The sequence below is a fragment of the Micromonospora lupini str. Lupac 08 genome (assembly GCF_000297395.2).
Classification (GTDB): domain Bacteria; phylum Actinomycetota; class Actinomycetes; order Mycobacteriales; family Micromonosporaceae; genus Micromonospora; species Micromonospora lupini.
This window is the reverse complement of sequence record NZ_HF570108.1, coordinates 3,288,296-3,301,941: the sequence shown is the minus strand read 5'-3', so window position 1 is coordinate 3,301,941 and position 13,646 is coordinate 3,288,296. Positions and strand designations below refer to the sequence as shown.

Annotated in this window: 15 protein-coding genes; 4 read left to right on the top strand and 11 right to left on the bottom strand. The window is 72.8% G+C overall.

What is annotated here, in order from left to right:
- Positions 1 to 176: 176 nt before the first annotated feature.
- A complete protein-coding gene (locus tag MILUP08_RS16210) occupies positions 177 to 587 on the bottom strand; it encodes a DUF2267 domain-containing protein (protein WP_007459514.1) in 411 nt (136 codons plus the stop codon).
- 180 nt (positions 588 to 767) lie between these two features.
- Here MILUP08_RS16210 and MILUP08_RS16205 point away from each other — a divergent pair, with 180 nt between their 5' ends.
- The gene (locus MILUP08_RS16205; RefSeq protein ID WP_007459513.1) at positions 768 to 1,040 is read left to right on the top strand and encodes a DUF2795 domain-containing protein; all 273 of its coding nucleotides are present in this window, start codon (positions 768 to 770) and stop codon (positions 1,038 to 1,040) included.
- 33 nt (positions 1,041 to 1,073) lie between these two features.
- Positions 1,074 to 1,742 (top strand): DUF1345 domain-containing protein, encoded by a 669-nt coding sequence (locus MILUP08_RS16200; RefSeq protein WP_007459512.1) that lies wholly within the window; start codon positions 1,074 to 1,076, stop codon positions 1,740 to 1,742.
- Positions 1,743 to 2,016: 274 nt separating this feature from the next.
- Here the strand turns inward: MILUP08_RS16200 and MILUP08_RS16195 are convergent, their stop codons facing one another.
- From MILUP08_RS16195 to MILUP08_RS16175, 5 genes are all read right to left on the bottom strand, one after another.
- Entirely contained in the window at positions 2,017 to 2,685 is a 669-nt protein-coding gene (locus MILUP08_RS16195; RefSeq protein ID WP_007459511.1) for a hypothetical protein, read from the bottom strand.
- Positions 2,686 to 2,848: 163 nt separating this feature from the next.
- Positions 2,849 to 3,820, bottom strand: a complete 972-nt coding sequence (locus MILUP08_RS16190) for a pirin family protein (protein ID WP_007459510.1) — start codon at positions 3,818 to 3,820, stop codon at positions 2,849 to 2,851.
- Positions 3,821 to 3,925: 105 nt separating this feature from the next.
- On the bottom strand, positions 3,926 to 4,828 hold the full coding sequence (locus MILUP08_RS16185) for a hypothetical protein (protein ID WP_039906100.1): 903 nt from the start codon (positions 4,826 to 4,828) through the stop codon (positions 3,926 to 3,928).
- A 348-nt stretch (positions 4,829 to 5,176) separates the two neighbouring features.
- On the bottom strand, positions 5,177 to 5,737 hold the full coding sequence (locus tag MILUP08_RS16180; RefSeq protein WP_007456619.1) for a hypothetical protein: 561 nt from the start codon (positions 5,735 to 5,737) through the stop codon (positions 5,177 to 5,179).
- Positions 5,738 to 6,416: 679 nt separating this feature from the next.
- Positions 6,417 to 6,728 (bottom strand): MazG-like family protein, encoded by a 312-nt coding sequence (locus tag MILUP08_RS16175; protein ID WP_007459503.1) that lies wholly within the window; start codon positions 6,726 to 6,728, stop codon positions 6,417 to 6,419.
- 361 nt (positions 6,729 to 7,089) lie between these two features.
- Here MILUP08_RS16175 and MILUP08_RS16170 point away from each other — a divergent pair, with 361 nt between their 5' ends.
- The gene (locus tag MILUP08_RS16170; RefSeq protein ID WP_007459501.1) at positions 7,090 to 8,517 is read left to right on the top strand and encodes an alpha/beta hydrolase; all 1,428 of its coding nucleotides are present in this window, start codon (positions 7,090 to 7,092) and stop codon (positions 8,515 to 8,517) included.
- A 75-nt stretch (positions 8,518 to 8,592) separates the two neighbouring features.
- Here the strand turns inward: MILUP08_RS16170 and MILUP08_RS16165 are convergent, their stop codons facing one another.
- The 3 genes from MILUP08_RS16165 to MILUP08_RS16155 all read right to left on the bottom strand — a co-directional run bounded on the left by MILUP08_RS16165 (position 8,593) and on the right by MILUP08_RS16155 (position 11,331).
- Complete coding sequence (locus MILUP08_RS16165) at positions 8,593 to 9,321, bottom strand: hypothetical protein (protein WP_007459499.1); 729 nt, start codon at positions 9,319 to 9,321, stop codon at positions 8,593 to 8,595.
- Positions 9,322 to 9,782: 461 nt separating this feature from the next.
- Positions 9,783 to 10,895 (bottom strand): DUF3626 domain-containing protein, encoded by a 1,113-nt coding sequence (locus tag MILUP08_RS16160; RefSeq protein WP_007459497.1) that lies wholly within the window; start codon positions 10,893 to 10,895, stop codon positions 9,783 to 9,785.
- On the bottom strand, positions 10,879 to 11,331 hold the full coding sequence (locus MILUP08_RS16155; protein ID WP_007459495.1) for a VOC family protein: 453 nt from the start codon (positions 11,329 to 11,331) through the stop codon (positions 10,879 to 10,881). The genes MILUP08_RS16160 and MILUP08_RS16155 overlap by 17 nt, the downstream gene beginning before the upstream one ends.
- Positions 11,332 to 11,385: 54 nt before the next feature.
- Here MILUP08_RS16155 and tsaA point away from each other — a divergent pair, with 54 nt between their 5' ends.
- The gene (gene tsaA / locus MILUP08_RS16150) at positions 11,386 to 11,814 is read left to right on the top strand and encodes a tRNA (N6-threonylcarbamoyladenosine(37)-N6)-methyltransferase TrmO (RefSeq protein ID WP_007459493.1); all 429 of its coding nucleotides are present in this window, start codon (positions 11,386 to 11,388) and stop codon (positions 11,812 to 11,814) included.
- Between the two features lie 2 nt (positions 11,815 to 11,816).
- Here tsaA and MILUP08_RS16145 read toward each other — a convergent pair whose 3' ends face one another.
- Both MILUP08_RS16145 and MILUP08_RS16140 read right to left on the bottom strand, forming a co-directional pair.
- Positions 11,817 to 12,446 (bottom strand): MBL fold metallo-hydrolase, encoded by a 630-nt coding sequence (locus tag MILUP08_RS16145; RefSeq protein ID WP_007459491.1) that lies wholly within the window; start codon positions 12,444 to 12,446, stop codon positions 11,817 to 11,819.
- A complete protein-coding gene (locus MILUP08_RS16140; RefSeq protein ID WP_007459489.1) occupies positions 12,446 to 13,531 on the bottom strand; it encodes an S-(hydroxymethyl)mycothiol dehydrogenase in 1,086 nt (361 codons plus the stop codon). Before MILUP08_RS16140 ends, MILUP08_RS16145 begins: the two co-directional genes overlap by 1 nt.
- Positions 13,532 to 13,646: the final 115 nt, after the last annotated feature.

Genomic DNA, 13,646 nt, shown 5'->3' with positions numbered 1-13,646 from the left:
GTCTCCTTCACCCATCGGAGATGGGCAACCACCCGAGGCACGCCGGGCGTGCCGTACTGACCGGAATGGTTCGTGGGAAGTACTCCCCTCGCACGACAAGGTTAGGCCAGGCCGGATCGACACGCCAAGCCGGACGTCGATGGTTGCCCTGGCCAACCGCTGTGTGCCCGTACCTGTCAGGTGCGGCGCAACGTCGCGCCCGGCGCCATCGCCTGCTCCACGAGACCCCGGTAGTCACGCGGCAACTGGGTCGCCACGTCGTCGAACTCCCCGCCCGTGATCGCCTCGCGCAGGGTGGTGAACACCGCCCGGACCGCGTCGCGCGCGGCCGGCTCCTGCACCCGGGCACGCAGCGCGACGCGCGCCACGAACTCGGCGGCCCCGAACCGGTCCGCCTGCTCGGTGCTCGGGCTCGGCTTCAGCACCAGTTGCAGCGGCTGCGGAAGCTGCGCGGCCAGGTCCAGCACCTCGCCGCCGGTCAGCCGCTCGGCGAACGTCTCCAACACCGCCCGGGTCAGCTCGACCGCCTGCTCGGACGGCGTGCGGGTGCGCTGGGAAACCTGATCGACGAAGGTGTCGTAGTTCATCGCGTACTCCCTCGGGCTTGTCGACGGCGCCTGCGGGTACCCGCGGCCGTGCGGTGGAAACGACGCCGATTTCCTCGCTCGGGCCGGGCGATTTCCTCCGGCGACCCGGGCGTGAGCAGGCGGCGGGCGGGTAACCGCCGCCGGTCGTGACCACATCGATGCCCCGAGGGAGCCCCAGACATGGCGAGCTACGCGGACGTCCTGCAGTACCTGTCGAGCCTGGACTACCCGGCCGAGAAGGACGACGTGGTCCGCGAGGCCGAACGGGAGGGCGCCCCGCCGGACGTGCTCAAGGCGCTGCGCGCCCTGCCGCCCGTCGACTACGCCAACGGCAACGAGGTGGCCCGGTCCGCCGGCATCGAGGCCGCCCCCGAGGTGGGCCCCGCACAACGCGCCGCGCAGGCCCGGGACAAGAAGCACAACCGGGTGTCGCAGCATCTGCGCGGCATCTGATCCGGCGGTGGCGGACCCAGCCGTGAGCCGCCCATGACCGGCACGGGTCCGCTGTCCCGCCCCCCGGACGGGCACACCCCGGCGGCGACGCAACTCGTCGTCGTGGCGGTGGCCGGCGTCATCGCCGGCGGGGTCTTCGCCCTGACGCTGTCGCCGTCGCTCGCCCCACTGGCCGGCTGGGACGCCGCCGCGCTGAGCTGGCTGGTGCTGGTGTGGCGCAAGCTCTGGCCGATGGACGCCGCCCGCACCGCCCGACTCGCCGTGCACGAGGACCCCAACCGGGCCACCCGGGACGTGGTGCTCCTGATCGCCTGCCTCGCCAGCCTGCTGGCCGTCGGCCTCGTCGTGGCAAGCGCCCACTCGGCGCCACCCGGCCTGCACCGGGACCTGTACGGCGGGCTCGGCGTCTTCAGCGTGCTGCTGTCCTGGCTGGTGGTGCACACCGTGTTCGCGGCACGCTACGCCCGGATCTACTACACCGGCCCCGACGGCGGGGTGAACTTCAACCAGCCCGAACCGCCCCGGTACACGGACTTCGCGTACGTGGCGTTCACCATCGGGGCGACGTTCCAGGTCTCCGACACCAACCTGACCAGCAACGAGATGCGTCGCACGGTGCTGCGGCACTCGATGGTGTCGTACCTGTTCGGCGCGTTCATCATCGCCGTCACGGTGAACCTGCTGGCGGGGCTGGCCCACTGAGCGGTCCTACCCGGCTGCGTCACGGGCGGCGGCGTCTGCTGCCCGGCAGCGTCACGGGCGGCTGCTCGCCGGGACAGGCGGGCGCCCCTTGGCCACGAACCGCGACCGGGGACGCCACGCAAACCTGCCCAGGCGGTGAACCGCGCCCGAACCGGCCGCGGTCACCAGGCGGTGGACGACCGCTCGAACCGAGCGGCCAGCACTGCCGGGTACAACCATACGACAGACCATCCCCCGTACGGTTGATTTTTGCCGAAGTGTGGGCCAGGGCACGTCAGGAGTGACCGGTCAGCTCCGCGTACCGGTGCTCCAGATCCACCCGGGCCAGGGCCCCCACCAGCCACGCCAGCTGTTCCGACTCGCCGCTGGCCAACCCGGCGAGGTCATCCGCCGAGCGGCCCAGCCCGAGCCGCCGGGCCGCCACCAGCGCCCGCCGGTCCGCGACGGGGGCCACCTCCCGCCACAGCGCCTGCGCTTCGCGCAGAAACAGGTCGACGACCTGCTCGCCCACCCCGGGCAGCTCGGCGAGGAGCGCCCGCTCGGCAGCAGGATCGTGGTGCGCCACCGCGCGCAACCGGCGCAGGTCTCCCCGGTACCGCTCAACGACCGTCCGCGCCAGATCGCCCAACACGTCCGCCAACGCGTCGACGTCACCGCGCTGACCACTGTCGCGCAGCACCCGCACCCGGTCCTGGTGCAGCGACCGGGCCAGCCGGGCGGCGCTGTCCCACCCCTCGTCCCGCAGCGCCCGCGCGCCGTCCAACGCCCGCCGGAAGTCACCCCGGCGGGCGAGCAGCACCGCCAGGTAGAGCACCTGGAACAGGCTCGCCGGATTGTTGGTCACCCGAAAGCCGTACTGCTCGGCGAAGCCCCGTCCGCTGCCGGCCAGCCGACGGGCCAGGCGTTTGCGGTCCTCCACTGGCGTGCTGAGAGTGGTCGCCATGCCGGCGACTACCCGCGCCACAGTCGTGCACACGCCACCCCGGGCTGCCGCCCCGGCCCTGGGCGCTGTTGGCCCGGGGCGCGTTGACCAGCCCGTCCGGGCCGCGCTCTTGGCCCCGTGCGCCCTGGCCCGGCGTGTTCCGAACCGGTGCACCGTGGTCCGGTCAGCCGTGCAGGCCGCCGTTGCGGTCGCGGGCCTTGAGCCGGGTGGTGGGCAGGGCGGGCGCCGGCAGCGGCGACGCAGCGTCGTCGGCCACCACTCCGAAACGTCGGCCGGCCATCCAGTCCTCCCGGGCGGCGGCGACCTCCTCATGCGAGCGGCCCACGAAGTTCCACCACATGACCAGCGGCTCCTCGAACGGCGTACCGCCCAGCAGCAACAGCCGGGCCCCCGCCCCACCGCGCACGGTCACCTCACGTCGACCAGAGCCCAGGTACAGCAGCGCGCCCGGCTCGAAACCCACCCCGGCGGCCTCCGCGGAGCCGGACATCGCCAGCACGGCGTACTCGAAATCGGGCCGCAACGGCAGCGTGGTCGGCGCCGCCCCGCCCAGCTCGAGCTGCACGCCCACCAGCGGGGTGTGCACCACCGCCGGGGACCGCTGGCCGGCGAACTCGCCGACCAGCAGGGTCGCGTCCACGTCGCCGTCCCGCCAGCGGGGCAGGTCGGCGTGGTGGGCGAAGTCCGCGGCGCCGGCCCGTGCCGGGTCCGGCAGCGCCACCCAGAGCTGCACGCCGTGCATGACCGGCGGGTGCGTGGCCGGCGACCGCTCCGAGTGGGCGATGCCGTGCCCGGAGGTCATCACGTTCAACTGGCCGGGCCGGATCGCCTGGACGTTGCCCAGGCTGTCCCGGTGAATGATCTCGCCGTCGAGCAGCCAGGTCACCGTCTGCAGACCCGTGTGCGGGTGCGGCGGGACCTCCATGCCCGGCCGCTGCGCCACGTCGTCGGGGCCAAAATGGTCCACGAAACACCACGCGCCGACCATCCGCCGAGGCCGCTGCGGCAACAACCGCCGGACCGTCGTGTACCGCCCCAGCGGCACGTCGTGGCCCGGCAGCAGCACGCTGCCGGGATCGACGTCGGCCACGCCGGGCGGTCGGGTCTCTGCCAGCATCGATTCGGTACGCTCCACCGCCCGACTGTACGCTCGCGCCCTCCCCGGGCTGCGGCGCTTCCCGTCCGGGGTGACCGCCGACGCAGCACGTCACGGGCAGCCCGGTCGGCGTCCGTGGGGCGGTCACCGGGACTCGGTCACCGTCACGGTGCCGGCGCCTGCCACCAGGTCGAGGAAGAGTCGGTCGGTCGAGCGGTCCCACCCCGGCGTACTCAGCAGCGCACCGGCGGCGACCCCGGCCCACCGCTCGCCGCGGACCACGACCGAGCCGGCCCCGGCTCCCGCCCGCACCCGTACCGGTGGCGTGCCCGGCACCCGAATGTCGAGCTGGTGGGCTCCACCGGTCAGCCGCACCGTCGTCGTGCCGCCGTTCACCGCCGGCAGGATGAGATCGGTACGGGCGGAGCCGCCGACGAGGTCCACGCCGAGAAGGCGCGCCTGCGCCAGGTCGAGCACCTGTTCGCCCACGCCGCCCTCCAGGTGCAGAAGCCAGGCGACCCGCTCGTTGAGCAGCACCCGCGCGGCCCGCCCCTCGGACGTGCCGGTGGCCACCACGCCGAGCCGGACGGTCTCACCCTGCACCACGGGACGGACGGCCACACCCGAGCCGGCCGGGCTGCTGATCCGGTAGAGGTCGTCGCCCAGGTCGGCCACCCGAAGGTCGAACGAGGACAACCCGTCCGCCAGCACGAAGGTGGCCTTCTGCCGCCCTGCCAGCGGCGTGGTCATCGTCTGCTCGGCAGCCGCAGCTGCACCCGGCCGGGTGCCGTCGGGGTGGACGCCGTCGGGCCGGGTGCCGTCGGGCCGGGTGCCGTTCGGTTGAACGTCGTCAGGGTGGACGCCGTCGGGGTGGACGCCGTCGGGGTGGACGCCGTCGGGGGCGCCGGAGTATGCCTGGCCGAGGCGGTAGGGGTCCGCGACAATGACCGCCACCGCCGCGGCACCGAGAACCAGCACGACCGCCGCGGCGGCCAACAGCAGACGAGCGCCGACCGACCAACGTCCCGGTGCCGCTTCGGCACCCATTTGTCGCGGCTCCGTCTCCGACACTGGACGGGTCGCCGCCGGATGAGTCGGTTGCCGCCCCGATTCACGTTCTGCTTCGTCTTCGGTGCCGTCACCCACTGCGGCCATGCGTCTGCCCTTCCGCCGGTCCCCGCCGGAGGGTACGTACCCGCCCGCCGATCGGATCACTCCGCGCCAACCACGCCGCTCCGGCACGCCTCACCAGTGAATCTCGGACAGTTTCCGTTCGCCGCTAACGGAAACTGTCCAGGATCTGGGGGCAGGCGGTTTGTGACCGGTGGCCGGGCATGCCGCTGGCCGGCATCCCGGGTTCGGGATGCCGGCCAGTCGGTCGGGTCGTGCGGTGGGTCAGCTGTTCCAGTGCTGGCCGACCAGGTCGGTGGCCTGCTGCTCCCACTGGGCGTACGCGTCCGGGTAGGCGGAGACCTGGACGGTCTGCGCGGCCTCGGTCAGGGGCATGTCCTGCCACCCGTCGACCTGCTTGAGGCCCTTGAGGAACGCGGTGGTGGAGTACTCCGGGTTGGTGATCTGCTCCGGCGTGCCCCAACCACTGGTCGGGCGCTGCTGGAACAGGCCCAGCGAGTCGTGGTCGTTGGCGTCGCCGAGGTGACCCAGGTTCTCCAGCTTCGACTCCTGCAGGCTGGTGGCGATGGAGATGACAGCGGCGCGTTCGGGCAGGCCGGCCTTCTTCGTGGCGGCGATGATCGCCTTGACGTTGGCGGTCTGCTCGTCGTTGAGGGTGATGTGCGACTGGTCGCCCTGCGGCTTCGGCGCCGCGCTCTGCACGGCCACCGCGACCGGCTTGGCGTCAACGGGGTTGGCGTGGGCGGCGATCGGGCCGGCGAAGACACCACCGGCGAACGCGAGACCAGCAACCGACAGCATGCTCTTACGGAAGATCGTGTTCATCAGGGGTAGCTCCTTCGGGGGTAGGAACACCCGCATCACCTCGGGGGAAGCGGTGGCGCGGGTGTGAGCACCTCGTCCGGCGCTGCACAAAGCGGGGGAAAGTCTTCGGGTCGGCGGCCTGCGAGCGGGGGGCTCGCGGCGCCGGGACCGTGTGTAACGACCGTCGGGCCGGGGTCATTCCCGGGGTGGCCGGCTCGTGCCAGCTTCCGACCAGTCGGCCGCGGGACCTGCGGGGCGCAGAACAACGGGTTGCTCGTCGCGCCGGGACCGTCTGTAACGACCGTCGGACCGGGCTGATTCCCGACGGGCCGACCCTGCCTGCGGTTACCGGATCGAGCCGGTCGTCGGCGGGGCCAGCGGCCGTGTTCGGGGAGTCTGCAACGACCCGACCTGGCCTGCCATTCCCACCCTCACGACGGGGGCGGCGGGTGGCCGTGGTCCTGCGATCGTCAGGGTATGTAACGACCCCCGGCCCGCCACGATTCCGGCCCACGGATGCACCCGGTCACACCCGGGCAACCCCCAGAAACGGACATCCCGCCCAGCCGGCACCTCCGACGCGGGCGGCACGGCGCGCCCTCGGGGTGATCGACTCGGGTTCGCCGAAACCGGGGCATCCGGGGCGGGCTGACACCGCGATTTCAGCGAAATCGAGTGGATCATGGAGAGCGGACGGGTGTCACCCGTCCAGGCGAGAGCGGACCTTTCCGGCACAGGCCCCCACAACGGTCTGTGCGTCGAGTCCCAGACTCTCGATGGCCACGAGCGCGGTGAACACCACGTCGGCCAACTCGGCTGCCACGTCCTCGCGGGTGTGGGTGACGCCCTTGCGCGGATTCTGCCCGAGCAGCCCGATCCAGGCGGCCGACGCCTCCCCCGCCTCCTCGGTGAGCTTGAGGATGCGGCAGGTCAGTTCCGTCTGCCCGGTTCCGTTCGCCGCGTCCAGCCAGCTCCGCGCAGCCCGGGCCGCCGCCCAGATCGAGTCGTCCACGGCGACCAGTCAACCCGACCGCCTCGACCGACCACACACCCGGCCCACTCGGTCGCGGTTCGCACCGCGTCGCTGCCCGGAAGGCACTGTCCAGGCCGTTCACCGCATCCGCGGCACGCCTCGGGACCTGGACAGTGCGGCTTGGGCGGCCCGGTCCGGGCGGCGCGGTACTCGCCCAGACCGTCCGGGGCCGAGGGCGGCGGACCCGGCCTGATCGGCTGGACAGGCAGCTCTGACCGGTCGGTCAGCTCAGGCATTGACTCCGGTCGACGGCGGTCCTAGGTTCAGGACGCTACCGGCCGGTAGGCAACCGTCCCGCCTGGTCGCCCCACAGGCGACATCCGTCCGATGGGGAGCATCGATGCTGTCCGTACCCATTCGTACCCTGCGCCGCCTGGTCGCCACCACCGCGACACTGACCCTCACCGTCGGGCTGCTCGGCGCCGCACCCAGCACCGCCGCCACATCCACCGCCACCGGATCCACCGTCACCGGGTCCACTGCCGCCGCAGCCAGCAGCGCCGGTCACGACCCCTCCGGCGACCAGCCGCTGCCCGGCTACACCTTCCAGAATCCGCCGCTGGCGCCGCTGGTGGTGGCCGGCAGACCGACGACGGTACGCCAGGGCGTGCACCGGCACGCCGCGTACATCATCGAGGTTCCCGCCCGGTGGAACGGTGACCTGGTGGTGTGGGCGCACGGCTACCGGGGCCAGGGCACGGTGCTCTCGCCGGAGCCGCCGGCCTTCGAGCTGCGTCAGCGGCTGCTGGCCCAGGGGTACGCGTGGGCGTCGTCGTCGTACGACCGCAACGGCTTCGACATCCGCTCCGGAGTGCTGAGCACGAAGGACCTCGCCGACCACTTCGGGCGGACGGTGCGCAGACCCCACCGCACCTACCTGGCCGGGGTGTCGATGGGCGGGTACGTCATCGGGCGCTCGCTCGAGCAGTATCCCGGCTACTACGACGGGGCGCTGCCCATGTGCGGCGTACTGGGTGACCAGACGCTGTTGGACTTCTATCTCGACTACAACCTGGTCGCGCAGGCCCTCGCGGGAGTGCCGGCCTACCCGACGCCGGCCGACTACCTGAGCAACGCGGTGCCCCGCATCCAGGTGGCGCTCGGGCTGGCGGGGCTCACGCCGACCGGGCCGGACACCACGACCGATCGGGGCAAGCAGTTGCGGGCCATCACCGTGAACCGGTCGGGCGGCCCACGGCCCGGCGCGGAGGCGGCCTTCGCGGTCTGGAAGGATTTCCTGTTCTCCATCTCGGTGACCGACGGGGGCGACTCCCCCGCCCAGCGGCCCGGCCAGATCTCCACCAACCTGCTGACCCGCTACACCCCGAACAGCCCGGTCAACGTCAACTCAACGGTGCAGCGGGTGGCTCCGGAGAACGTCGTGCAGCGGCTCCTGCCGACGCTGACCGAGGTGCCGAAGATCGCCGGTCGTCCGGGCGCGCCCGTGGTCAGCCTGCACGACCTGGGTGACATGTTCGTGCCGTTCAGCATGGAGCAGGCGTACGCCACCGACGTGGCACGCAACGGTCGCAGCCGGCTGGTGGTGCAGCGGGCCATCCGGGCCGCGCAGCACTGCGAGTTCAGCCCGGCCGAGGCCGGCGCCGCCTGGAACGACCTGGTGTCCTGGGTACGCACCGGCAAGCGCCCGGCCGGCGACACGGTGACCGATCCGGCGGTGGTGGCCCGACCCGAGTACGGCTGCCGGTTCAGCGACCGGGCCGCGTACGCCGCCGGGGTGGGCACCCGCCGCCTGTACGCGGCCTGCTGAGGCAGCGCCTTCGGGCACGACGACGCCGGCCGGCTCCCGAGTGGGGAGCCGGCCGGCGTGTGCGTGCGTGTCGTGTCACCAGAGCTGCTGGACGACGTCCGCAGCCTGCTCCTCCCACTGCGCGTACGCGTACGGGAAGGCGGAGACCTGCACGGTCTGCGCGGCGGCGGTCAGCGGGAGGTCCTGCCAGCCGCCCACATTCTTGAGGGCGCTGAAGAACGCCGTGGCGGCGTACTCCGGGTCGGTGATCTGCTCGGGCGTGCCCCAACCGGACGACGGACGCTGCTGGAACAGGCCCTGCGAGTCGTGGTCGTTGTACGCGCCGAGGTGGCCGAGGTTGTAGAGCTTCGACTCCTGCAACGAGGTGGCGACGCCGATCACCGCGCCACGGTCGCCGACGCCTGTCTTCTTGGCCGCGTCCACGATCTTGCGGGCGTTGTCGAGCTGCGCGTCGTCGAGCGGGATGCGCGACTGGGCGCCCTCGATGCCGTGCGGGATCAACTCGTCGCGGCTCGGCTTGCCGGCCGGCGGCTTGCCGGTGGCGGAGCCGGTGGTCAGCCCGGACTCGACGGGCTGCTCCTCCTGGTGCGCCGCCGTGGCGGCCTTACCCGTGGTGGCCTTGCCGGTGGCGAGGTCGATGGCGGCTACCGCGCCCTGGTGCGGCCCGGAGGTGACCGGGGCGGCGGCCGCGGTCGGCGCGAGCGCCAGACCGCCGAGGGCAGCCACACCCACCACGCTCAGCGCGGTCTTGCGGTACGAGTCCTTAGCGATGGCGGGGAGCCATCGAGTGAAGTCGACCTTCACGATGGTTCCTTTCGATCGTGCGGGGCGCTCCGGGGTGAGCGCTCCTCGGGAGATGACCGCGGAAAGGGGTTTGGGCTCCGGCGGTACGGGGGACACAACCGGGTTGACCTGTCGGTCATTCCGGAAATGCCGGGCGCTCGGCGGGCTGCGGTCCCGGTCACCCCGGGAAACGGGACAGGCCGACCCTTCGCCGACGAGGCGCCCACGACGTGACGGAGAGTCCCCGCGGGAGCTGCGGTCGACAGGCACCCAGCGCCCTTTGCTCTGCTTCAACCCGCGCACCAGTCACGAAAAGTGACGAAGGACTGCAGCCCTCACCCACCGCGCGAAATCCCCTGTCCGCAGCTCAGGGCACGTGTTGCGTCTGTTGAAGCAGAGCAAAGGGCCCGAGCGAGGTGGCCGGGCCTGCGCGTGCCGGGACTGTCGAGCGGCTGTCCGTTGACTGTCAGTGATGCGGACTGTCAGTGAGATGGCTCGCCGGACCAGACGAGGACGTGCCAGAGCTGCTTCAGGTGCTGAAGGGTGTCGACGATCGGGCCCCGGTCCGCCCACCGCTCCGGTTCGGTGACCACCGACACCGCGCCCCGACCGATCAACGCCGCGTCCACCGGGGCGCCCGGTCGGGCGAACTCGCGGTGCAGGCGCGCCGCCAGCACCGGGATCGCGGGGCCCCGGAACTCGGCGTCGACCCCGTCGACGGCCAGCGCGAAGCCGGGGTGCCACCGCAGCGGAAAACCGTACCGCCGGGCGATCGATTCCAGCGTCGCCCCGGTCGGGGTGCCGGCGAAGGACGGATCCACCACCAGCTCCTCGACGTCGCGCGCGAGGTCGAGAGGGCCGTGGATCTGGGCCTCCACGTAGTCGTCGAGCGCGCGCCCGACCGTGGCCCGCGCGCTCGGCGCCTCCAGCAGCGTCCGCGCCAGGGTGGCGACGTCCGTCCCGGTCCGGCCCAGGCACTCACCCGTGCCGGCGACGCCGGCCAGCAGCCCGGCGAGCACCGCCTCGAAGGCGTCGGCCGTGCCCACCACGCCGGGGTCGAGGTGGCTGTCGCCGAGGCAGAAGGTCGCCCGGGCCAGCACCGCCGGGCGCAGCCGCAGGTGACAGGAGCCGAAGCGGGGACAGGCGCCGTCCGCGTGGTCGAGCAGGTTCAGGCCGCCGTACGTGGGTCGGTCCGCCGGCGCCACCCCGGGCTGCTGGTACGCGCCGCCGAACATCCGGTGCTCCCACCGGTCGCGGTCACCACCGGGGTACGCGGTGAGCCCGCCGTTGGAGATCCCCGTGACGAACTGACTGCGGTACACCCCGTCCTGCGCCAGCGCGGACGCGACGGCCCGCCCGTCGGCGCACAGGCGATCGGGGTGGAAGTTGACGGTGAGCCAGCCACGGTCGGCTGCCGCGGCGAGCAACTGTTCCGGCCGGTGGTCGACGTCGGCGGCGGCGAGTTCCCGTTCGACAGCGGCGAGCGCCGAGCGACGCTCGGCCACGGCCGACGACCGCACGTGCGCGAGGGCCGCCGCCTGCGCCGGGGTGAGAGCGGCGGCGCGGAGCCCACCCCGCTCAGACGTCGCCGTCATGGCCGGGGTCCACGGCTGCCGGCGCGGCCAGCTCCTCGAAGACGGTGATCTGCAGGTCCGCCGGGGCGTCCAGGCGGGAGTTCAGCGACTGCCACGGTGTACGCGTCGGCGGCGCGATCTCGCTCGCCCCGGCGGCGACCAGACGGGCCGTGGTCGCCCGCGCGTCGTCCACCTCGAAGGCCACCCGGATGCGCGGGGCGACCTGCCGGCCCACCTCGACCTCGTCGATCATGCGCTTCTGCGCCGGGTTGGCGATCTCCAGGGTGGCCCGACCGGCGTCCAGGATCACCACCCGGGCGTCCCCGTCGCCGGTGAACGCCGCCTCCTCGGGCAGGCCGAGGGCGTCCCGGTAGAACGCCACCGCTGCCTCGTGGTCGGCTGCCTCCACGACGAGGCGCAGCTGACGGACGGCGGGTACGGGGTGCTCGGCGGCCATGCGCCGGATCCTAACAACGCCCTAGGCTGACACATTGTCCGGAAGGGAGCGACGATGGTCGAGACGTACGGCGACGACGCGTACCTGCTGCGCCCGGTCGGTCGGGTCGCCTCGCCGCTCACCGACGCGGCGAGCGCGCCCCGGCAGGGCGACGAGGGCGCCCCGACGGCCTGGTTGATCTTCGACCCGCGGGTCGAGCAGGCCCTGAGCGACCTGTCGGCCGGCGCGGAGCTGCTGGTGCTGACCTGGCTGGACCGCGCCCGGCGCGACGTGCTGGCCGTGCACCCGCGCGGTGACGAGACCCGCCCCCGCACGGGCGTGTTCAGCACCCGCTCCCCGCACCGGCCCAACCCGATCGGCCTGCACCGGGTACGGGTGCTGGCGGTGGACGGGCTGCGCGTCGAGGTGGCCGACCTGGAGGCCCTGGACGGCACCCCCGTCCTGGACGTCAAGCCGGTGCTGGGCGCCGCCGACGAACGCTGAGGTCAGTGCCCGCGTGCCAACCACTCCGGCAGGTGCGGGGCCTCCGCGCCGATCGTGGTGTCGTCGCCGTGACCGGTGTGCACGACCGTCTCCGCGGGCAGGGTCAGCAGCCGGGTACGGATCGACTGCACGATGGTGTCGAAGTCGCTGTACGAGCGCCCGGTCGCGCCCGGCCCGCCCTGGAACAGGGTGTCGCCGGTGAACACCGCTCCCAGGTCCGGGGCGTGGAAGCTGCACGCGCCGGGACTGTGCCCGGGGGTGTGCAGCACCCGCAGCTCGGTGCCGGCCACCTCGATGCTCTGCCCGTCCTGCAACTCGCCGTGCGGCGGCAGGTGGGGGTGGACCAGGTCCCAGAGCACCCGGTCGGCGGCGTGCAGCAGCACCGGAGCGCCGGTGGCCTCGGCCAACTCGGGGGCCACCCGCACGTGGTCGTCGTGGGCGTGGGTGGCCAGGATGGCCCGGACCCGACGATCGCCCACCAGCGCGAGGATCGCGGCCACGTCGTGTGGCGCGTCGAGGATGACGCACTCGGCGTCGTCGCCGATCACCCAGACGTTGTTGTCCACCTCGAACGTCTGGCCGTCCAGGGAGAACGTGCCGGAGGTGACCGCGCGGTCGATGCGGACGGTCATCAGAACACCACCACCGAGCGGAGCACGTCCCCGTGGTGCATCCGGTCGAAGGCGTTCTCGACCTGGTCGAGGGCGATCTCCTCGGTGACGAAGGCGTCCAGGTCGAGACGACCCTGCAGGTACAGGTCGGTGAGCATCGGGAAGTCCCGGCTGGGCAGGCAGTCGCCGTACCAGCTGGACTTGAGGGCGCCGCCGCGACCGAAGACGTCCAGCAGCGGCAGCTCGATCTGCATCTGCGGGGTCGGCACGCCGACCAGCACGACAGTGCCGGCCAGGTCCCGGGCGTAGAACGCCTGCTTCCACGTCTCCGGTCGGCCCACCGCGTCGATCACCACGTCGGCGCCGAAACCGCCGGTGGCGGCACGGATCGCCTCGACCGGGTCGGTCTCGGAGGCGTTCACGGTGTGGGTGGCGCCGAACTGGCGGGCCCAGTCCAGCTTGCGGCTGTCGGTGTCCACTGCGACGATCGTGGTGGCGCCGGCGAGGGCCGCGCCGACGACCGCCGCGTCCCCGACACCGCCGCAGCCGATCACCGCGACCGAGTCGCCGCGGGTCACGTTGCCGGTGTTCATCGCCGCGCCCAGCCCGGCCATCACGCCGCAGCCGAGCAGGCCCACGGCGGCCGGTCGGGCGGCCGGGTTCACCTTGGTGCACTGGCCGGCGTGCACGAGCGTCTTCTCGGCGAACGCGCCGATGCCCAGCGCCGGGGCGAGTTCCGTGCCGTCGGTGAGGGTCATCCGCTGCGCGGCGTTGTGGGTGTTGAAGCAGTACCAGGGCCGGCCCCGGCGGCAGGCCCGGCAGACGCCACAGACGGCCCGCCAGTTGAGCACCACGAAATCGCCCGGGGCGACGTCGGTGACGCCCTCCCCCACCTGCTCGACGACGCCCGCCGCCTCGTGCCCGAGCAGGAACGGGTAGTCGTCGTTGATGCCACCCTCGCGGTAGTGCAGGTCGGTGTGGCAGACCCCGCAGGACTGGATCCGGACGATCGCCTCACCGGGGCCGGGATCGGGCACCACGATGGTGGTGACCTCGACCGGTGCGCCCTTGCTGCGGGAGATGACTCCCCGGACTTCCTGGCTCACTTCGCCTCCTGCTGGTGGTGTGCGGCGGGACCGGACGCCGGGCAGGCGGGTGAACCGGGCTCGGCGGTGGGCCCCCGGCGAACCTACCGCGATCATCACGGCCGGCCCAGTCGGC